This window comes from Numidum massiliense (assembly GCF_001375555.1).
Lineage (GTDB): Bacteria > Bacillota > Bacilli > Thermoactinomycetales > Novibacillaceae > Numidum > Numidum massiliense.
In genome coordinates this window covers 625,001-644,820 of record NZ_CTDZ01000009.1, presented here as the reverse complement: position 1 = coordinate 644,820, position 19,820 = coordinate 625,001, and the positions used below count along the sequence as shown (strand labels likewise).

21 protein-coding genes are annotated in these 19,820 nt (G+C 50.7%); 8 read left to right on the top strand and 13 right to left on the bottom strand.

Features of this window, described 5'->3' with window-relative positions:
• A complete protein-coding gene (locus BN1247_RS03625) occupies positions 1 to 975 on the bottom strand; it encodes a carbohydrate ABC transporter permease (RefSeq protein WP_231633113.1) in 975 nt (324 codons plus the stop codon).
• Between the two features lie 239 nt (positions 976 to 1,214).
• Here BN1247_RS03625 and BN1247_RS03620 point away from each other — a divergent pair, with 239 nt between their 5' ends.
• The 4 genes from BN1247_RS03620 (at position 1,215) to BN1247_RS17575 (ending at position 4,319) form a co-directional block, all read left to right on the top strand.
• A complete protein-coding gene (locus BN1247_RS03620) occupies positions 1,215 to 1,850 on the top strand; it encodes a lysoplasmalogenase (RefSeq protein WP_054949176.1) in 636 nt (211 codons plus the stop codon).
• A gap of 276 nt (positions 1,851 to 2,126) precedes the next feature.
• Positions 2,127 to 2,663, top strand: a complete 537-nt coding sequence (locus tag BN1247_RS03615) for an NfeD family membrane protein (RefSeq protein ID WP_074011235.1) — start codon at positions 2,127 to 2,129, stop codon at positions 2,661 to 2,663.
• Position 2,664: 1 nt separating this feature from the next.
• Positions 2,665 to 4,185: a flotillin family protein gene (locus BN1247_RS03610; RefSeq protein WP_054949174.1), complete on the top strand. Its 1,521-nt coding sequence runs from the start codon at positions 2,665 to 2,667 to the stop codon at positions 4,183 to 4,185.
• Positions 4,182 to 4,319: a hypothetical protein gene (locus BN1247_RS17575; RefSeq protein ID WP_157360844.1), complete on the top strand. Its 138-nt coding sequence runs from the start codon at positions 4,182 to 4,184 to the stop codon at positions 4,317 to 4,319. Before BN1247_RS03610 ends, BN1247_RS17575 begins: the two co-directional genes overlap by 4 nt.
• 164 nt (positions 4,320 to 4,483) lie before the next feature.
• Here the strand turns inward: BN1247_RS17575 and BN1247_RS03605 are convergent, their stop codons facing one another.
• Positions 4,484 to 6,259, bottom strand: coding sequence for a coproporphyrinogen III oxidase (locus BN1247_RS03605; protein WP_054949173.1), 1,776 nt, complete (start codon positions 6,257 to 6,259; stop codon positions 4,484 to 4,486).
• Between the two features lie 295 nt (positions 6,260 to 6,554).
• On the opposite strand from BN1247_RS03605, the gene BN1247_RS03600 reads away from it, so the two are divergent.
• On the top strand, positions 6,555 to 7,283 hold the full coding sequence (locus BN1247_RS03600) for an NAD-dependent protein deacylase (RefSeq protein WP_054949172.1): 729 nt from the start codon (positions 6,555 to 6,557) through the stop codon (positions 7,281 to 7,283).
• A 139-nt stretch (positions 7,284 to 7,422) separates the two neighbouring features.
• Here BN1247_RS03600 and BN1247_RS03595 read toward each other — a convergent pair whose 3' ends face one another.
• Positions 7,423 to 8,682 carry an MFS transporter gene (locus BN1247_RS03595; RefSeq protein ID WP_054949171.1) on the bottom strand — a complete coding sequence of 420 codons (1,260 nt, stop codon included), beginning with the start codon at positions 8,680 to 8,682 and terminating at the stop codon, positions 7,423 to 7,425.
• A gap of 178 nt (positions 8,683 to 8,860) precedes the next feature.
• On the opposite strand from BN1247_RS03595, the gene BN1247_RS03590 reads away from it, so the two are divergent.
• Both BN1247_RS03590 and BN1247_RS03585 read left to right on the top strand, forming a co-directional pair.
• A complete protein-coding gene (locus tag BN1247_RS03590) occupies positions 8,861 to 9,427 on the top strand; it encodes a beta-class carbonic anhydrase (protein ID WP_054949170.1) in 567 nt (188 codons plus the stop codon).
• Between the two features lie 159 nt (positions 9,428 to 9,586).
• Complete coding sequence (locus tag BN1247_RS03585; RefSeq protein WP_054949169.1) at positions 9,587 to 10,249, top strand: helix-turn-helix domain-containing protein; 663 nt, start codon at positions 9,587 to 9,589, stop codon at positions 10,247 to 10,249.
• 150 nt (positions 10,250 to 10,399) lie between these two features.
• Here BN1247_RS03585 and ytaF read toward each other — a convergent pair whose 3' ends face one another.
• Both ytaF and BN1247_RS18345 read right to left on the bottom strand, forming a co-directional pair.
• A complete protein-coding gene (gene ytaF, locus BN1247_RS03580; RefSeq protein WP_231633380.1) occupies positions 10,400 to 11,038 on the bottom strand; it encodes a sporulation membrane protein YtaF in 639 nt (212 codons plus the stop codon).
• A 52-nt stretch (positions 11,039 to 11,090) separates the two neighbouring features.
• Positions 11,091 to 11,219 carry a hypothetical protein gene (locus tag BN1247_RS18345; protein ID WP_261796020.1) on the bottom strand — a complete coding sequence of 43 codons (129 nt, stop codon included), beginning with the start codon at positions 11,217 to 11,219 and terminating at the stop codon, positions 11,091 to 11,093.
• A 296-nt stretch (positions 11,220 to 11,515) separates the two neighbouring features.
• Between BN1247_RS18345 and BN1247_RS03575 the strand changes: the two genes are divergently transcribed.
• Positions 11,516 to 11,863 (top strand): helix-turn-helix domain-containing protein, encoded by a 348-nt coding sequence (locus BN1247_RS03575; protein WP_054949167.1) that lies wholly within the window; start codon positions 11,516 to 11,518, stop codon positions 11,861 to 11,863.
• Positions 11,864 to 11,962: 99 nt separating this feature from the next.
• On the opposite strand, the gene BN1247_RS03570 is transcribed toward BN1247_RS03575, so the two are convergent.
• From BN1247_RS03570 to BN1247_RS03535, 8 genes are all read right to left on the bottom strand, one after another.
• Positions 11,963 to 13,189 (bottom strand): SAF domain-containing protein, encoded by a 1,227-nt coding sequence (locus tag BN1247_RS03570; RefSeq protein ID WP_054949166.1) that lies wholly within the window; start codon positions 13,187 to 13,189, stop codon positions 11,963 to 11,965.
• Positions 13,190 to 13,294: 105 nt separating this feature from the next.
• Entirely contained in the window at positions 13,295 to 13,984 is a 690-nt protein-coding gene (locus BN1247_RS03565) for a CatB-related O-acetyltransferase (RefSeq protein WP_054949165.1), read from the bottom strand.
• 117 nt (positions 13,985 to 14,101) lie between these two features.
• On the bottom strand, positions 14,102 to 15,016 hold the full coding sequence (locus BN1247_RS03560) for a glycosyltransferase family 2 protein (RefSeq protein ID WP_054949164.1): 915 nt from the start codon (positions 15,014 to 15,016) through the stop codon (positions 14,102 to 14,104).
• Entirely contained in the window at positions 15,009 to 15,755 is a 747-nt protein-coding gene (locus BN1247_RS03555; RefSeq protein WP_054949163.1) for a WecB/TagA/CpsF family glycosyltransferase, read from the bottom strand. Before BN1247_RS03555 ends, BN1247_RS03560 begins: the two co-directional genes overlap by 8 nt.
• A gap of 34 nt (positions 15,756 to 15,789) precedes the next feature.
• Positions 15,790 to 16,779: a dTDP-glucose 4,6-dehydratase gene (rfbB, locus tag BN1247_RS03550; protein ID WP_054949162.1), complete on the bottom strand. Its 990-nt coding sequence runs from the start codon at positions 16,777 to 16,779 to the stop codon at positions 15,790 to 15,792.
• A 35-nt stretch (positions 16,780 to 16,814) separates the two neighbouring features.
• Complete coding sequence (gene rfbC / locus BN1247_RS03545) at positions 16,815 to 17,360, bottom strand: dTDP-4-dehydrorhamnose 3,5-epimerase (RefSeq protein ID WP_054949161.1); 546 nt, start codon at positions 17,358 to 17,360, stop codon at positions 16,815 to 16,817.
• 56 nt (positions 17,361 to 17,416) lie between these two features.
• Positions 17,417 to 18,187, bottom strand: coding sequence for a sugar phosphate nucleotidyltransferase (locus BN1247_RS03540; protein WP_054949160.1), 771 nt, complete (start codon positions 18,185 to 18,187; stop codon positions 17,417 to 17,419).
• 119 nt (positions 18,188 to 18,306) lie between these two features.
• Positions 18,307 to 19,785, bottom strand: a complete 1,479-nt coding sequence (locus tag BN1247_RS03535; protein WP_054949159.1) for a lipopolysaccharide biosynthesis protein — start codon at positions 19,783 to 19,785, stop codon at positions 18,307 to 18,309.
• Positions 19,786 to 19,820: the final 35 nt, after the last annotated feature.

The following is a 19,820-nucleotide window of genomic DNA, read 5'->3' as shown; positions in this document are numbered from 1 at the left end:
TTATTTCCCTCCTTCGTAGTACACCCAGCGATCGGAAAACTTCAGCAAGATCGCAGTGAGAATGACGACGGCGATCAGTAAAATCCATGCCATCGCCGACGCGTACCCCATGTTAAACGCGCCGAACGCCTGCTGGTACAAGTAATACACGTAAAAGTACGACGCGTAATTCGGCCCGCCTTGCGTCATGACCGCAGCTTGAGTGAATACTTGGAAAGAACCGATCATCCCCGTAATGAGTAAAAACAGCGTCACCGGCGATATCATCGGCAACGTAATGTGCCAAAACTGCCGAAAACGCGAGGCCCCGTCGATTTTCGCCGCCTCGTACAGATTAGATGGAACCCCTTTCAAACCAGCCAAGTAAATGACCATTTGATTGCCGATCCCCCAAAAGGACATCAGAATTAAGGAAGGAATGACCCACGTTTCACTGAGCAACCACTGCGGTCCTTCTACGCCAAACACTTTATAAATTAAGTAATTGACAATGCCGATTTGCGGGTTTAGCAGCCACACCCACAACAGCGATAAGGCGACACCGGAAATGACGGACGGCAAATAAATGATCGTGCGAAAAATGCGTTGCCCCGGAATGTCAGCGTTTACAAGCATTGCCGTCATAAGTGCCAGACCGAGCCCGACAGGCACGCTAAGCAACGTGTAATAGAGCGTTACCCCCGCCGCTTTCCAAAACAACTCGTCTTCAAACAACTGCTCGTAATTTTGCCCGCCGACAAACACCGGAGCGCTAGCAATGTCGTACTGGGTAAAACTGTAATAAGAAAGCAAAATAATCGGACCGCCCATAAATAAAATAAATCCAGCAATCCACGGTAGGACAAACACGTAAAAATACTTCGTCTCGCGACGCTCCTCTGCTGACCAGCGCCGCTCCTGTGCTGACCTGCGCTGCTTCTTGCGCCCGGGACGCTGCGCGTATTTTGCGCCACTCGGCGCTTTGCGATTGGCCACTTATACAAACTCCTTTCACCATGAACAATTAAAGGCCGGATAAAAACTATTCGCTATGAAACGGCAAATTCCTGCATGTTTGAAAAAAACGGCCGACAGTTTATCTACTAATTGTATGAGCAAAACTTGTACGATATACTAAGGTTATAGAATGTATAGAAAACGTGTCGGGTGTGGTTGCGCTGCGGTCACATGCCGTTGCGTGCGCTTGCCGTAAACGATTGGCGGGAGGTGATTGCTTGCTCGTATACGCCTTCTCACTCGGTGCGTGTTGTACTGCGGTCGCCTACCTTTACGTATTGAAACGGCCGTATAGTTGGCGGCATCTCGTACTGAAGCCGAGTGCGATGTTTTTTATCATTTTAATAGCGGCTACTAAGTTACCCGCTGCCGGTGTATACGGTTGGCTCGTCTTGATCGCTTTACTGTTTTCCGTCGTCGGCGATGTATTTCTCGTGTTACCGTCCAACCACTTTTTACAAGGACTGGTCGCCTTTTTTATCGCCCACGTCTTTTACGTTATCGCCTTTCCAGCACCATGGCGATTAGACGCACTCGATCCCCCCGCCCTTCTATCCACAATCGTATTGGTTGCGCTTGCCGCGAGCTATTACGCGCTACTTGCACCTGGTGCAAATAAAGAAGGAGGCCGTGGGCTACAGTTTGCCGTTATCCTTTACATTGCGGTTATTTCGCTAATGGTTTGGCGCGCCGTACTCTCCGGCAACCCGTTAATCATTGTCGGCTCACTACTGTTTTACGTTTCTGATGCCCTACTCGCTTGGAACCGATTCGTCAAAAGCGTCAGTTGGGGCGATTACGGAGTGATGGTCACGTATTACAGTGCGCAGTACTTGTTCACTCTCAGTTTATGATCGAATCCGTACAAGGCCATTTAAGTATCATCGCTTTTTCGCGAAACCAGAGGCATGCTGATACGTATATATAGGTAGACAATAGTAGCAAAGCCCGATAACAAAAGTTCTGCGCAACTAACTTAAACGGGAACGCTGTAAAATAACCGCTGGAGGTGGTAAACAAACAACTGTTGTATACGACAAGACTGTATTAGGAACAACATTTAGGCGATGTGCGTCCGCCCCCTACTGTGAATAGTGAAAGTAGCAACGAAAGGAGTGGCCACCGTGGATATGGAAACTGTATACTGGACATGTTTTATCGGCGGGATCGCCGTGACGCTGCTTACAGTCATCTTCGGTGATTTACTCGGCAGCTTGTTCGACGGACTATTCTCCTTCGGCTCCGCACTGTTTCAACCCGTAACGTTCGTCGGGGCGGTCACGGCCTTCGGCGGTGCTGGCCTCATCCTCAATCGCGTGACCGACTGGCCTAGTACATATATCGTGCTTTGTGCCGCTGGCATCGCCGTCTTCTCCTTTTTGTTGCTTTACTTTGTCTACGTCAAGCCGATGGACGACACAGAAAGTTCGACTGGGATGACGATGGATGAATTCACTGGATTAGTAGGGGAGATCCTTACGACCGTTCCGGCAGAAGGATACGGGGAAGTACTCATTCACACAATTAGTGGAAACACGAACCAAATTGCAGCAAGTTTTGACCGCAAAAAAATAGTCGAAGGAACGCGTGTCGTCGTCGTAGAGGTGAAAGATTCTGTTCTTTACGTCTCACCGTACGATACGCACGAAAGGAGTGCACTAGATTAAAATGGATGATGCTATCATGATTGTCCTCGTTGTAATCGGGGTGTTCGTCGTATTAGGTCTGGCGTTTTGGTCCCGTTATAAGACGGTCGGCGCAGATGAGGCGATGATCGTCACGGGTAGTTTATTAGGGGGCAAAAACGTCCTCACTGATCAATCCGGGCGTAAACTAAAAATCATTCGCGGTGGCGGTGCATTTATTATCCCCATTTTCCAACGGTCTGCGCGACTCAGCCTACTCTCGCACAAGTTAGATGTCTCGACTCCGGAAGTGTACACCGAGCAAGGCGTACCGATCGCCGTCGACGGAGTCGCCATCATTAAAATTGGCGGGACGTTAGACGATGTCGCCACTGCGGCGGAGCAGTTTATGGGCAAGTCGGACGCTACGCTGAACGATGAAGCGGGCGAAGTGTTAGAAGGTCACTTGCGCGCCATTTTAGGCACGATGACCGTCGAAGAAATTTATAAAAACCGCGAACGGTTCGCCACAGAGGTTCAATCGGTGGCGGCGAAAGACCTGAAAAAAATGGGTCTACAAATCGTCTCCTTCACGATCAAGGACGTACGCGACAATAACGGCTACCTCGAAGCGCTCGGACGGCCGCGCATTGCCGTCGTGCGGCGCGACGCCGATGTCGCGGAAGCTAACGCCAAACGCGACACGGAAATCCAAACGGCAAAAGCGCGCGAAGAAGGGATGAAAGCACGGCTTATCTCGGAAACGCGAGTCGCCGAAGCACAAAAAGAAAAAGAATTGCACGTCGCTCAGTTTAAAATCGAACAAGACATGAAGCGGGCGGAAGCCGACCAAGCGTACCAATTACAAGAAAACCGCAACCGACAACAAGTCGTCGACGAGGAAATGAAAATTGAACTCGTGCGCAAACAGAAAGAAATCGAACTCGAGGAGAAAGAAATTGTGCGCCGCGAGAAACAATACGACGCCGAAGTGCGTAAAAAAGCGGACGCCGACCGCTATGCGAAAGAACAAACCGCGGAAGCGGATCGTTTTGAACGGGAAGCGCAGGCGCGTGCCGAAGCTGCTGCCATTAAAGCGAAAGGGATGGCCGACGCCGAAGCCGAGCGAGCGATCGGTTCGGCCAAAGCAGAAGTCGAAAAAATGGAAGGGATGGCGCAGGCCGATATTATTCGCGCCAAAGGTTTGGCCGAAGCGGAAGCAAAGCAAAAACTGGCCGAAGCGTTCGAACAGTACGGGCAAGCGGCTGTGCTCGACCTCATCGCGAAAATGTTGCCTGAGTTGGCTGGAAAAGTGGCCGAACCGATGGCGAACATCGACCGCTTAACGGTCGTCGACGCTGGCGAAGGCGGCGACGGCGCGACGAAAGTAAGCAATTACGTGACTAAGCTAATGGCGCAAGCACCGGAAATGGTGAAAGAAGTGTCCGGCATCGACGTCAACCGCATGATTCAACAGCTCGCACAAAAAAATGACTCCGTACCGACACACGTAGGGGCGGTCGGCGAGCTAGCTGCGGCACGCGACGACGACGCAGGCGAGTGACGACGACACAGGCGAGTGAGGGGAGACTGTTTCACTACCGCGACAAACGGATTTTTAAACAGATCCACTTCCGATTTAAAGAGGCGGTAGCTAAATGGCGGAAGCGGCGACTTCCGCTTCGTGAAGCTGTGTGACATTGAATGTGTGGCATTTGCATGCGTGACATTGAATGTGTGGCATTGAATGTGCGACATTGAATGCGTGGCATTGCATAAGGCCGTCCCCCGAACAATTGGGGTGATGGCCTCGTTGCATCTCCTGTCCTCCTGTCATTAGCGAACATGTTCAGGCGCAAGTACTAACTACCTTCAAACGCTTGTGTCAGCGCGGCTAGCTTTTCTGGGATCATTTCCCGGTACGTTTTTATGTACGCCCGCGGCTCTTTCGGGTTAGGCCAACGGATGATCTTCGCCGTACCAGGCGGCACGATTTTACTTACTGCACCGCAACCTAAGCCGATAATCGTCTGGCGCTCCTCCATAATCATAATGTTGTACAAGCTTTCTTGCCCGGGGAACGCATAACCGACGTTCTCTTGATTCCCGAGAATGTTCTTTTGCCGGTACAAATAATAGGGCACGTATCCCATTTCCTTCGTCCTCTTTTGCGCCATCTCGACCATTTCAGCCACTTCTTCGGCACTGGCCACTTCGTATTTGCGCTTATTTTGCGTCATGCGCGACCCACGCTTAAAAGAGAGCGTGTGTACGGTGAGCGATTCCGGCCGAAGCTGGGCGATCACCCGCAGAGACTGTCGGAACGTCTCGCGTCGTTCCCCCGGCAACCCGATAATTAAATCCATATTTATGTTTTGCATGCCCATTTCCCGGGCGAGTGCATATTTTTCTACCGTCTCCGCAACCGAATGGTGCCGCCCGATTGCTTGCAACGTTTCCTCTTTGAAACTTTGCGGGTTAATGCTGATGCGGTCGACATGCCACTTTTTCAGCACGCCCAGCTTTTCCTCGTCGATCGTGTCCGGCCGCCCCGCTTCCACCGTCCATTCGCGCACGCGGTCGAAGCCGTGTAGCGAGTGGTGCAATTCTGCAAACAGCGCCTCCAGCTGCTCCGCCGTAATCGACGTCGGGGTGCCCCCGCCGAAGTAAACTGTCGTCACGGCGATGTCGTGGGCTTTTAACCACGCGCCGACCGCGCGTATTTCCTCGTGTAATCCGGCGAGAAAGTCTTCTACTGAGCCGCTTTGCCCTTTAATCGCATAAGCGGGAAACGTGCAGTACGCGCATTTCGTCGGGCAAAACGGAATGCCAATATACAAGCTCACTTCGCGATCGAGTGTGTACAAGTCGGGTACGATCGCCCGTTGCCGCGTGACGATTTCCTCTAGCAAGGCGCATTTGACCGGTTGCAGTAAAAATTGTCGCTGCAACGTGTCGCGCGCCTCGGCGAACGAATGCCCTTGGCGCAACATCGCGTGCAGTAGTTTCGTCGGGCGTACCCCTGTCAACACGCCCCACGGCTGCACAACGTCAGTCGCTTGCTCGAGCACTTTTAGTAAGGCGCGGGAGATGGCCTGCTTCACCCGTTTGCGCTGTTCGCGTACTTTGGTTTGATCGGACGGACGTGTACTGATAGTTCCTTCTAATGCATTCGCGGTACTCTTTCTGTCCGTCACGTGCCGTGTGTTCGGTGTGGTTCGTATGTTTGTTGTATCGGTTGCTTGCCACCTCTTGCCGCTAGTTAAGTCGTGTAAGAGAGCTGTTACAGCGATCGAGGTGCCCACACGATCGCCTTTATGACCGTCTGTATGATCCGTATGGTCGCCTGTATCTTGACGATCCTGACAATCGCTCCCTTGGCCGACGATATGATCTGGATGGTCGCTTGTTTGACCCTGTTGGTCGAACTCGAATACGAGCGAAGCCTCCGCGTTCGTTCCACCGACGTTCGATCCGTCGGCGTTCGTTTCATCGACGTTCGTTCCACCCTTACACGTCTTCTCGTCCTCGCTGTGTTGTTCACCGATGACTTTACAACCGGGAAAGAACAGGCCGACGATGCGTTCAAGATCTATATGAATAGAGGGATCAACCCCCGCGACGCGTATGCGTTCCATCTTTTGCATGCCACTCCTTCTTCGTATGAAAAACGGATTAATGCTCAGGTTAAGTACTTAGGTATCATTACGATCAATATGTAAGGACAATTTCCCCCTACTTATACCCTTCATAGTGTAGTCGAGCCACTGTGCGAAATCAATAAATCAACCCATTCCCCGCACATAGTATAACGACCTGTAGTGGGAAAAGTCAATAAATATTTTCCCTCATCTGCCTATTGGTGTATCATTATATATATCGGGTCGATCCGAACGAAACATTTGCGAAACATTTTTGTGAGGTGCATACACCATCGATTTCACCAAAATAAAAGCAATCGTTAACGAAAGTTCCAATGTCGTCTTTTTTGACGGTGCCGGTACGTCGACAGAAAGTGGCATCCCCGATTTTCGCTCGGCTAGCGGATTGTTCGCATCGTTGCACGACGACCGCTACTCACCGGAAGAACTGTTAAGCCACGACTTTTTCATGAACCATACCGAACAGTTTTACGATTTCTATAAAAAGAAGATGATCTACAAGGACGCGAGACCTAATCAGGCACACCTTGCCCTCGCCAAGTTAGAGAAAAGGGGCAATTTGCAAGCGATCATTACGCAAAACATTGATGGCCTGCACCGGCAAGCGGGAAGTCAGCGCGTACTTGAACTACACGGTTCGGTACAACGCAATTATTGTATGACATGCGGCACGTCGTTTTCTCTCGAATACATTTTACAAAGCGAACAAGCGGTACCCACATGCGATCAATGCGGGGGGGTCGTCAAGCCAGACGTCGTCCTCTATCAAGAGGCGCTACCCGAAGATGTCTTAGAAGAAGCCTTAACACGTGTTTCGGAAGCTGACGTGCTCATCGTGGCTGGGACGTCGCTGAAGGTATACCCTGCTGCGGCTTTACTACAGTTTTACAACAACCAGAAACTGATCCTCATTAACAACTCGACGACTCCGTACGACATGTACGCTGACTTCGTCATTAACGACAGCATCGGCAAAGTGATGCAACAGCTCGTACAATAACACCATCATCTTACAATAGCGCCGGTTCGCACACAGCGGCAAAACGACATGCGACGAGGCATCAAAGCACGCCAGACGCAAAGATCACTCCTCACAGTAGAGTGTCTTTGCGTCGTTCGTCAATGGAGTCGACTTCAAGTTACTCTATCTCCTTTACTTTCCCGTTCACATTCGCGAAATAAATGACCGCCACCCCTACACCTGCCCCGACAAACAACCATCTAACCGGCAAATACTCGGCCCACAAACCGGCAGCCAGAAGCGCAAACGGCACCGTCAGTTGCATCAGTGTATGGGATGTTCCCGCGACGCGACCGAGCAAATGATTCGGAGTCAACTGTTGCCGCAACGTCAAATAAAGGATATTCGCCACCGTTGTCGCAAAATAGCGGATCGCGACCGATAGCGCGATCAGCCACCACGTGTACGCAAACACGAGTAATGCATAACTTAAAACGGATAACAGTAACCCCCACAGGAGTAACTGGCCGCGGCGGTATCGCTTTTGCAACCGCGAGACGAGAAGTGAGCCAAGTAAGCTACCGATCGCGCCAATGCCGAACACTAGACCGATCTCAACTTTACTCGCTGCCACGACGTCAGCGGCAAAAAAGATGAGCACCCCCGTGACAGCGCCGTTAGCAATGTTCAAAAACAAAATAAGTAGCGTCGGCGCGAGTAACAATTTATTACCGAACAGTTCGCGCATCCCTTCTTGCAGTTCTGTCCGAAACGAACCGCGCTCCCCCGCTGCTTGGCGTTCGTCTTCCGGCTCCTGTCGCGCGTTTCGCACGGGCGGACGTACGAACAAGATCAGGAAGAACACGAGCAGCATACTCACAAAATAACTGGAAAATGTCAGTTCGTAGGCGTAACGCACAATGATAAAACCGACGAGCCCAGGGGCGGCCATACCGATAACCGTTTCGATGAAGACGAGTTTTGCATTAGCGGACGTTAACTCCTTATTTGGGACGAGCTGTGGCATCAAGGAGTGATGGGCATTCACGAACAGTTGCCCAGCAGAAGCGATCAAAAAGACGGCGACATACACGTGCCAAAGCTGTAATTGCGCCGCCGTCAGTAAATAAAGAAGTAACGCAGTAGCGACCAAGCGGAGGATCGTCGCGTATGCCATCATCCATTTACGGTTAAGGCGGTCGGAGAGCACACCGACGAACAAACCGAGAGCGACGCTCGGGATAAAATCGACGACCCGCATCACGCTCATCGCCAAAGCAGAACCGGTCAAATCGTAAATGAGTAACGGGAAAGCGATCAAATACAGTTGAAACCCGTATTCGTAAAAGAGCCAACTCGACCAAATACAAGTGAAATTCCGGTTGATCAACCACGACTTTGAACGCGCTTTCAATTGTTTATGGACACTAACCCCCACGCGATCCCCTCCTGTCACACTGTCGGCGATAAAATTCCCTTTTCTAATAATATCTTCTAACCGAGCCGTTCATGTTTTTTTTACTTTACGGCAATCGACATGTTATAATATTGCAATTCCGCTAAGCTCAAGGATAAACATGTCCCCTGGTTTAGATGCCTGGAAAGGAGCAACACGAATGCATATGCTAGAACAAATTTTGGACTTTAACGAAAGCTTCGTCCGCCAAAAGGCATATGAAAAATACGCGACGACGAAATACCCCGACAAAAAACTCGTCATTTTATCTTGTATGGATACGCGGCTCGTCGAATTACTCCCGCGCGCCATGAACTTGAAAAACGGCGACGCTAAAATCATTAAAAACGCCGGTGCCATCGTCTCGCACCCGTTCGGGAGCGCAATGCGCAGTATCCTTGTCGCCATCTATGAACTAAAGGCACAAGAAGTGTGTGTCGTCGGCCATTACGATTGCGGCATGAGCGCTGTCCATCCGCCCACCGTGTTACAAAAGATGCACGAAAGAGGAATCTCTGCTACGACGACGGGTACACTCAAACACGCTGGCATCGATCTCAAGAGATGGCTAAAAGGATTCGACGACGTCGCGGCAGGAGTAAAAAACAGTGTCCACATTATTAAAAACCACCCCCTCCTCCCGCGCGATGTACCGGTACACGGCCTAATCATCGACCCAGAAACTGGAAATCTCGACCGCGTCGTCGACGGTTACAAACCGGAGTAACATTCGCTTAACTTTGTGTCTCGTAAGGCTAGGTGGCGACACACACCGCTGAACAGCTCACACAATGCAACATTTTGTTGACGGACGCATATACTGTTGACAAATCTGAAACATCAGCCCGATATACCGGGCTTAATCGTTAATCGAGGTGGGACTTGCATGTGTGAACAGAAAGAGCATCCTAAACTCGGTCTCGTCATTAAATCGTTACTAAAAGAACGCGCGCTATCGATGCGGAAACTAAGTGCCCTGACAGGGATTGACACGGCGACGATCTCGCGCATCGCTAGCGGAAAACAAACGCCGAAAATCGAACATTTAAAACAATTTGCCTCTGCGCTCGACGTACCGCTCAAGCAATTACTGGTGGCGATCGGACTCGACTTAGGGCAGGACGAACTAGACCTCGACGAAAAAAAAAGTCTTAATTCCGACATGCACCTGCTCGTCAACGCTCTCGACGCGACGCACTTCGTCGACGTACAACATGTTGCCACCCGCGTAAAAAAAGAACTGGACAACTATGAACAGTATGCGCGCACCGCTGAGGGACAACGCGTCATCCAGGAGCAGTTTCCGCTCAAAGTGCAACAAGTTGACGGGGCCGGTCCGTTCATCGAGCGACTACAACAAATGTACGAGAAACTATCCGACGCACACATCTCGGACAAAGAGCGGTCAGTGATCGGCAGTGCGTTGCTGTACTTTATTTTGACGACAGATATCATTCCCGACTATCTTTTTCCAATTGGCTACTTAGATGATGCCTTCGCCGTACAGCTCGTCAGCGAGCGACTAGAAACATTGAACAATACGTCGTAACACGTCATCGTGCAGCTTAAACAGGTCGTCGTCTACGCGACAACGTAACGAATATGGAACCGACAAATTAAGGTCTTTCCTGCCGCTTAAGGCCTTTCCTGCCGCTCTTTCGCGCGAAGGAAGGCCTTTATTATCGAGGGGTTCAGTATCTTAAAAGAAAGCGGTAAAGGCGATCAAAAGCAATATCGCCCCGCTTATTAGCGTCCCAAACTGTCCGACCGAGAACGACCCGATGCGGATGTGGGTCATTTTGTGCCCTAAGGCCACACCCCACCAAACGGTTAAATAGCTGCCAATCGACGCAGTTAAAGAAATTGCGAGCGGTGACAAGCCGAGCAACCCAGCCCCTAAGCCGTTCGTTAGTGCGTTAGCCGAAAGGGCTACCCCGAGCACACACGCTTCAACAAATCCAATCTGCCCTGATTGGTCAACGTCGACGTTCTCCGGATGTTTCAAAATACCCTTCATGCTGTGGCCGTGTGCACCGATTGGACGGTTGGCCGCCGCGCCAGACACCTCTTTTTTACGCGGAACAGCTAACAAAATGATGCGCAACCCGATCACGAAAATTAAGAAGGATCCGAGCAAGACAGGCAATATGCCCGGTAATACGGTAGCAATCCACCGTCCGAACAAAATGCCCACCATGCTAAACAAAAAGCAGATGACGGCAATCAGCAAATTTTTGAAATGACTGATGCGTATGTTGCGAATGCCGTAAGAGACACCTACTCCTAAATTATCGATACTTGACGAAAAGGTAAACGCCAAAATGAGCAACCACGCCAAACCAATCAACTCCCTTTCCTCCATATTTTCACTTTTGTTGCACTTCTTCACCTCACATGGCCCGATAGCGGACACTCGACATCCGTTTGAAGCAACTGTTACGAATGCGCGGCATCCGTTTGCGCACGGCGTGACACATGCGGGGCACTTCGTTCCAAGCGCACGGCAATTCCCGTCGCATCATTCGTCTTCCCCTTCCTAAGCTGTCGTTGCCCTCATGTTATGTACGTGTTGAGGATTTGTGCTTATCCCTCTCGAACTTGTTGATAAAAAAGTAACATCCGTATTGAAGCACATAGACGCGGAGGAAAAAAATATATATAAGAAAGCGCTCCCTATAAATTATAGGAATAAATTTCTAAAGAAACCAAGCCGACAACTATTATCGTTAACAGTAGTATTAACAAAATAATGTAGCAGACGGTTGTAAAGAGGATATTTTGGGAAGACATACTAGTAAGAAGGAGGGGGTGTACGATGGAACAACCGATCGGTGAGCAAGTTAAAAAATATCGCATGCAAAAAGGACTAACTTTATCTGAACTCGCTGAACGCGCAGGTGTCGCTAAATCGTATATTAGTTCCTTAGAGCGCAATATTCAGTCAAACCCTTCCATTCAACTGCTGGAAAAAATAGCTCAAGTCCTAAACGTTTCTATCGATACGTTACTATACGGATCAGATAGAACCAAAGCACAAGGCGAACGAGAACTGCCTGACGAATGGATAGAACTCGTGCAACTGGCGATCGACTCGCAAGTAACGACGCACCAGTTTAAACAGTTCCTCGAAAAAGCGGGGAAAAATACCGACCGGAAACATTGACGGCCAGAATCGTCCATAGTCATTGAAAAGTAAAAGGTCGACGGCATATACACACGTCGACCTTTAATCTTTAGGGCTGTGGACACACGATCCGTTCGATTAGAACGTCTGAACAGGCTGCGGCTCCGCATCCAAACATTGCGCTTCCGTTTCCAACCAAGCTTCGAGCGCCAAACTACTAGACACATCGTCCGGAAGGTCGATGTCTGTAAAGGTGAGCGTTTGCCCCGCCGCCACCGGCCGCTTCACGACGGCATTCGCCAGTAAGCCGATCGGTACGTGGCCACGGTGTTCGGCAATCGTCACACTCGACCCCCGCACCGCAAAACTGCCGATGCCGCGGACAATTGTCTCCCCTGGGGAGAGGTCCCGCTTGGCAACTGCAGCGACACTAACTGTCGGAGCCGGTGAATTATTAAGTAATACCGTACCGCCATTCAGGACGCGGCGAATCGTTTTCGGGATTTCCAGGTGGCATAAGTGGTACGTTTGCAGCAACGTGTAGTACGGACCGCTGCCCATTTTAAAATACTTTAGCGCGTCGCTCTGAGCGTCGTCGTGGGTAGCCGTAATAAACACGCCCGCAGGCGCTTTCGGTGCTAACACGTAATCGCTAATCGCCTGACCTAAGCGTTCAGCTTCACGCGCCAACTGTGTACCCCCGTCGGATACACCGCCATCCGCAACGTCAGCGTCAGCCGTTTTAATGCCAAGCAATCCGTCGCGTGCAATCGTCGCTCCTAACCCGTTCGCTACTAACGCTTGCTCGATTTGAATTTTCGTCCCATCCGTAAACGATGTCGTCATGTTGACGCTAATCCCGTTGCGTTCGGACCAGTACAACATATCGTCTTCCGTCGGGTTATGGTTGAGGAACCCTTTAATGTTACCGTATACGAGTGGCTTGAACCCCATCTGTACGGCATTTTCATGCAACGCGGCCAAACAGCCTGGCTGGTCGCCTTCTGCTTCGGTAATCATGCCACGGCGCGCAAAATACGAACCAGTGACTACTTGCAATTCCGCATTCATCGTCACCACTGGCAGGCCGACTGCCATCGCTTGCGCCACCACATCCGAACCGTATAAGACGTCGCCGCTACATTCGACGATCACATCGGCATGACTGATCAGCTCGTCCACACTGTTCGTGAGCAAATCGGCATATGGGTAATTCGCCATCGTATGTATATTTCTGCGGGTCAAGACGTGTGACACCGAAAGGTCCGGTTGCTGAGCCAGGGCGAGAAGAAGACCACGGCCGATAAACCCTGTACCGACAATCCCGACCTTTTTAACTAGTTCCGTCCCGTTTCCTATTGTCATCTCGTTTCCTCCTTTTCCTGCAACGTTTCTGAGTATATCTGCTGCTGTCTATTCTTCTTCGATGTAAAACTGGGCTTTCTATCCTTATCCGACGCACATGTCCCGCTAACTAGGCGATTGTTGCTTGGCCAACCGCCGTAACAACTTGTCAGGATCGACCGCTCCCGTTAAATGCGCTTTTAACCACGCGTCATCGCGGGCAAATACGTTTAACTTGAGCAGCTCCGCGATAATCTTTTCATCGAAACGGTACTTGATGATTTTCGCAGGTACGCCGGCGACGATGGCGTAAGGCGGCACATCTTTCGTCACGACTGACCCTGCGGCACAAATCGCACCCTCTCCGATCGTTACCCCGTCCAATACGGTCACGTCCGCACCGAGCCATACGTTAGCACCTATTTCCACAGGCGTGAATTCACCGTAGTAATTGCGGTCTACCCACACTTCGCCATTTACTTGCCCGACGGTAGAATAAAAAAGTGGCGACGTACTAACGAAGTGTGCCGGATGACTACCTAACCCGATGCGGCAGTGCGGGGCTATTGAACAAAACGGACCGATTTTTGCGTTCATGACGATACAGTTGCGGCCGAAATACGTGTAGCGGCCGATTTCCGCTTCCGCCACATACGAGTACGCGTTGATCGTACACCCTTGTTCCGCCCTCGTCGTCACTGGATCGACTTCGACGCCGTGTCCCACGAACACGTCTTTATTTCTCAGTTTAAACTGCCGCCGTTTAATCGCTCGTTTAACTGATGCGGGGAGCAGTTGTTTCAGCAACCGTTTCACTCGTGACGCCCCCTCTTTTCCTTGGAAACTTCTTGCAATAAACGCTCCAAAGGCCACTTTTTTCCTGTTTCCTGTATCTTGAGAATTGACCGCCGCCGTTTACGCAGTGGCTACCACTTATTTACTGCGTAATTCCCCTTTTCCTACGCGATCGTTGCGAAAATCTTTGAACGCTTGTACAATTGCGCGGCGGATACCGCGTGAGGACTTCCCTTTCGCCAAGTGGACCGCGTATTTAACGACATTTTTTAGTAAAAAAAAGCACCTAAACGTCACGTAGTGTCGTTTTTTCGCATAGCGCGACATGAACAATAAATTGTTCCGCGTGCCGTAATAATTCGCCAGCGGGGAGCGGTAGCCAGTTGACACAGACACCTTATGATACACGAGCGATTCCGGCACATACCTTAGTTCGTAACCGGCACGCTGAATGTCGACACTAAAGGCGACATCTTCGAAGTATAAAAAGTAGTCTTCGTCCAAGTAACCGACTTCCTCCACGAGACCCGCCGGAAACATGAACACGCACCCGGTAAGAAAGTCGACCGTACGCGGGGTCAAGTCATCGCGCGACGCTGTCTCGTGATACGGTTTGCCGATCGGCCACTTTATGCCTCCCCCGCCGTACCACGTGTCTTGCGGGGGGTCGTAATAATTGATGTGGGCACAACAAGCGCCAACAGACGGACGGCGCGCAAACTCGGCGACGAGGGGCTGCAAAAACCCAACATCGACTACCGTGTCGTTATTGAGTAACAACAAGTAATCGACGTCTAATAACTGTTCGCGCGCATACTTGATCGCCACGTTGTTGCCGCCAGCAAATCCGAGATTTTCTTTTAAGGGTAAAAAGTGGACGCCGTTTTCAGCCGCATACTGCTCCAGCGCACTTATGTCGCGAGAACAATTGTCGACGAGGACGACGTCCACGTTGCTGTAATCGACCGCCTTAAGTGATTCCAAGCAAGCGATCGTGTCCTCGGTCGTATTGTAATTGACGATAATAATACACACTTTTGGCTCGTTACCCATCGTTTGCTTCCTGCCTTTTCTTCGCTTTCACCACGTGATAAAAAAATGCGACGTTGCCGATGATGTAGCGGCGCCAGAGTCGCTTCGGTTCCAGTAACAGGCGGAAAGCCCACTCCATTTTTACTGCGCGCACGAAGCGGGGCGCGCGGCGCACGTTACCGGAAGTGAAATCGAAGAACGCACCGACCCCGGTCATAACATGTGCGTTTAACGCGGCACGATGGCGACTAATCCATTTCTCTTGCCGCGGTACGCCCATCCCGACGATGAGCAAATCAGGCTGTAAGCGATTCACTTCCTGTACGATCGCCGGGTCGTCTGCGGCAAAAAAGCCGTCGCGGTAGCCGACGACATTCAATGTCGGCCATTTGCGAGCAATTTGTGCCACTGCTTTTTCGATCACTTGCCGCTCCGCGCCGAGCAAATAGACGGAGAACCCTTTTTCAGCCGCCAAGTGTAACAGTTTCGGCGTCAAATCGGTGCCGTTAAGGTTCTCCGGAAACGAAAACCCGTTCATTTTCGCTCCGAGCTCCACCCCGATACCGTCATTGAGCAGTAGGTCCGCCTCATTCAATATACGGCGGTATTCCTCATCGCCTTGCGCCAAGTTAAAACAGTGCGCATTCAAATAGTAGAGCGTCACCTGTTCTTTGCGCCGGATCACCTGCTCAACAACGTGGAGCACTTCCTGCTCTTCGGTGACACAAACGTCCACATTTCCTAAACGTTTCCGTTCCATCCGCCAAACCAACCTCTCTCACCGCGCCTCGCGCCTATCCGATTTGCTGTGCCAAGCGAGCCTTCAGCGGTTCCCACCAGTCGCGGTTGTCCAAATACCACCTAACTGTCTCGCGGAGGCCTGTTTCAAACGTGTAGCGCTGCTCCCACCCTAGCGTCGTGCATATTTTCTTCGGATCAATCGCATAGCGGCGGTCGTGCCCTAAACGATCGTCGACATACGTAATGAGCGACGGCGATACGCCGAGCATGTCCACAATTTCCGTCACAATATCGATATTGTGACGCTCGTTGTGCCCGCCGACGTTGTACACTTCACCCGGTTCGCCCTTGTGCAACACGAGGTCGATGGCCGTACAGTGATCGTAAACGTGTAGCCAGTCGCGCACGTGCTTTCCGTCGCCGTAAATCGGCAGTTTCTTCCCTTGTAACGCGTTCGTAATCATGAGCGGAATGAGTTTTTCCGGAAACTGGTACGGCCCGTAGTTGTTCGAGCAGTTCGTAATGTTCACGTTCATCCCGTATGTACTATAGTAGGAGCGCACGAGCATATCGCCGGCCGCTTTACTCGCGGAGTACGGGCTGTTCGGCGCATACGGGGTCGTCTCGGTAAAGTACCCCGTTTCTCCGAGCGTTCCGTATACTTCGTCGGTCGATATTTGCACAAACTTGTGAATGTCGTTCGCTTTCGCCACCTCGAGTAGCACCTGTGTCCCTAATACGTTGCTTTGTACAAACACATCGGCTTGCTGAATGCTACGGTCAACGTGCGATTCCGCCGCAAAGTTAACGATCGTATCGATTTTATGCTGCTTCACGACCTCGTCGACTCGTGCACGGTCACAAATATCACCTTCGATAAACGTGTACTGCGGGAGATGCGCGACGCCAGTTAAGTTTTGTAAATTGCCACAGTATGTCAGTTTATCGTAGTTGACGAGTGTATAGGACGGGTATTTTTCACACATGTAGTGGATAAAGTTGCTGCCGATAAAACCGGCGCCGCCAGTAATGAGTAGCTTCACTTTCTACGTCTCCCTTATTTCCTTTTTTCCGTTATTTAAAAGTTAGCTTCTGCGTCTTGAAAAAGCGGAAAACGCGCATCTCTGTCCGATAGAATTGGATCCCCCGTCGGCCAGTCGATCGCCAGTGTCGGATCATTCCATATAATCCCTCGCTCACATTCGGGCGCGTAATAGGAGTCAACTTTGTAAAACACTTGCGCGTTGTCGGTCAGCGTGCAAAAACCGTGCGCAAAACCTTGCGGTACGAGCAGTTGCCGCTGATTGCTTTCACTGAGCACAGTCCCGAACCACTCGCCGTACGTCGGCGAGGAGCGCCGCAAATCGACGACGACATCGTAAATAGCACCTGCTAACACGCGCACGAGCTTCGTTTGTGCCTTTGGATACAACTGGTAGTGCAGTCCGCGCAGAACGCCCGCCTCAGTCGACAACGAATGGTTGTCTTGCACAAACGTATGGTCGATCCCGTGTGCCTTAAGTTTCTGCGCGTTGTAACTCTCCGTAAAAAAACCGCGTTTGTCCCGAAACACGTCGGGTTCAACAATTTTTACACCGGCAAGTTTCGTTTCCGCAACTTTCACCGAAACAACCTCCTATCGTCCTTGTATGCGGCGGTACTCGGGATGACAGTTTACGGCTAAACGGTCACGGTCGATGCCAACTCCGGCGCCGAGTCTTTTTCTTCCGTTAGACGCCAGTCGACATTTGACGCTAAATCGTTCGCGCGCATGAGCGAGGAAAAAGTGCCCGCGTCTGTCCATTCCCCTTTGAGCACCTCATACGTTAAATTGCCGCGACGAATGTAGCCGTTGTTGACGTCGGTTATTTCTAATTCGCCGCGTGCCGACGGTTTGACCGTCTCAATAATGTCAAACACTTCCGCATCGTACATATATATGCCTGTGACCGCGTAATTCGACTTCGGGTGCACCGGCTTCTCTTCGATCGACACGATGTGGTCGCCGTAAATTTCCGCTACGCCGAACCGTTCCGGATCGGACACTTCTTTCAACAATACTTTAGCGCCCCCGCCTTGCTGGCGAAAGCGCGCGACGTACGGCGCCAAACTGTCGGCAAACACGTTATCGCCTAATAGCACCGCGAGTGAATCGCCGCCAGCGAACGTACGGGCCAAACCGAGTGCCTCGGCAATGCCACCCGCTTGTTCTTGCACTTTATACGTCAAGTGCACGCCAAACTCAGCGCCGCCCCCGAGCACTTTGACCATGTCGCCGAGGTGCTCCCGCCCGGTCACGATTAACACCTCATCCAGCCCCGCTTCTTTCAGTTTAAAAATGGCGTGATAGATCATCGGGTACTTTCCTACTGGCAGGAGGTGCTTGTTCGTACCCTTCGTTAACGGATACAGTCGCGACCCAGTACCTCCCGCTAAAATAACACCTTTCACCGTCATCACCTCTCACATAAAATGAACTCCCTCAACATTAGGTACCTTCACACTGCGCACTAGCGACTTCTCACAAAATACTTTCCTAACGAACCTTAACGCGGGCATTGCCAATCCGACTACGCCGTCTGCTGATCGGAACGATTTTGTTTGCGGCGCAAAGCGTCCAACAATACATTTACATCTAAATCTTTGCGGTAAAACGCAAGTGCCACGTAGCCGATCATCGCCAGTGTGCCACCGAGAACAAAGGCGAGCCGATGGTCGATGGGCAAAAACGAAAACAGTGTGTAAATAACTAAAGTCGTCGCCCCCGACAACAGAAACGTTTTGGCAATCATACCGTACGGCAGCAACTCTCGCTGCTTAATCGCAAACACTTTACACACGTCTTTTTGCTGCAAGTAAATGCCTAAGTACGCAGTAAGCACCGTTGCGACAGCGATCCCGACGATACCAAAAGCGAACATCATGACGACGCTCAATAGCAAATTGACGACAACGACGATGACCGCATTTTTGAGCACTAACTTTTGCTTCCCCGAAACGAGTAGCAGCGTATAAAAAACGGTAAAACTTAACGGAAACTTCAACAAATAGATGATAAAAATGCCTGCTCCTTCTAAGTAGCTAGCAGAATACACAATCTCGATAAACGCCCGGTTGTAAAACAACAGCACCCAAAACAGCGGAAAAATAATGACCGCTAACGCCTTACTCGCATCGACCCACATTTTTAACGTCCGCTCTGGGCTGCGTTCGACGTTGAAAATGGCGCTTAACTTCGGCAACATCGCTGTAACGACCGAGACAGTTACCGTGTAAACGAATGGGATCTCTTTCGAGGCGATCGAAAAGACGGCAAACTGTTCGAGCGGATAAAAACTGTTCACTAATATTTTGTCAGTAAATAGTGTGAGGACATTTGCTGCCGTCACTGCCCCGACGACAAGCGTATAGCTCACTTGCTCTTTTAGTAACGGTAAGTTGAGACGTAGCGATAACGACTCTACCCGATTGAAAATGACGTGTAACGCAATAACCCGCGCACACTCCCACAAGGCCGTCAACTGGACGATGAGCAGTAAATCTTGCGTCATCAGCGTCACAGCGACGATCGTCGCAAAGTAGCCCACATAGTAGAGCAACATGAACAAACTAAACGTTTTCGCCCGCTTTGTAGACACGTACAAGTTTTCTAAGTAACTACCGCTAATCATCGCGCTGCACCAGAGTGCCACCCATAGCGAAAAGCCCGCTGTTTTATGCTCGGCCATCATCCAGCCGCGGTCATACAACAGCATCAATACGAGAAACGTCACTAGACCGAGGACGAATAACGTGAAAAACGTGTTGGCGATCACGCTTTGCTGCTGTTTTTTTTCATTCGTCTTATTGAAAAAATAGCTAAAGGATGTCGGGAGCTCAAAAGGGATAAACGAACTTAGCGTGACAGTAATAATGAGTATTTGTTGATAAATCCCCATCTCGCCCTTCGTCAATACGCGGGCGAGAATCATCGTAATGACCAACTGTGAAATCGACTTGGCCAAGCGATGCCCGGACAGTAAAATAGAATCCTTCAGCACAACAGTCACCAACTTTACTCCAAAATGTGCGCCCTACAATGCGT

What these genes read in the sequence shown, in the direction of transcription:
- BN1247_RS03590 (WP_054949170.1), top strand. Translation starts at nt 8,861, where the DNA reads ATGCATATGCTAGAACAAATTTTGGACTTTAACGAAAGCTTCGTCCGC.
- BN1247_RS03585 (WP_054949169.1), top strand. Translation starts at nt 9,587, where the DNA reads ATGTGTGAACAGAAAGAGCATCCTAAACTCGGTCTCGTCATTAAATCG.
- BN1247_RS03560 (WP_054949164.1), bottom strand. Translation starts at nt 15,016, where the DNA reads ATGGGTAACGAGCCAAAAGTGTGTATTATTATCGTCAATTACAATACG.
- BN1247_RS18345 (WP_261796020.1), bottom strand. Translation starts at nt 11,219, where the DNA reads ATGCGACGGGAATTGCCGTGCGCTTGGAACGAAGTGCCCCGCATGTGT.
- BN1247_RS03575 (WP_054949167.1), top strand. Translation starts at nt 11,516, where the DNA reads ATGGAACAACCGATCGGTGAGCAAGTTAAAAAATATCGCATGCAAAAA.
- BN1247_RS03570 (WP_054949166.1), bottom strand. Translation starts at nt 13,189, where the DNA reads ATGACAATAGGAAACGGGACGGAACTAGTTAAAAAGGTCGGGATTGTC.
- BN1247_RS03615 (WP_074011235.1), top strand. Translation starts at nt 2,127, where the DNA reads ATGGAAACTGTATACTGGACATGTTTTATCGGCGGGATCGCCGTGACG.
- BN1247_RS03610 (WP_054949174.1), top strand. Translation starts at nt 2,665, where the DNA reads ATGGATGATGCTATCATGATTGTCCTCGTTGTAATCGGGGTGTTCGTC.
- BN1247_RS03555 (WP_054949163.1), bottom strand. Translation starts at nt 15,755, where the DNA reads ATGGAACGGAAACGTTTAGGAAATGTGGACGTTTGTGTCACCGAAGAG.
- BN1247_RS03605 (WP_054949173.1), bottom strand. Translation starts at nt 6,259, where the DNA reads ATGGAACGCATACGCGTCGCGGGGGTTGATCCCTCTATTCATATAGAT.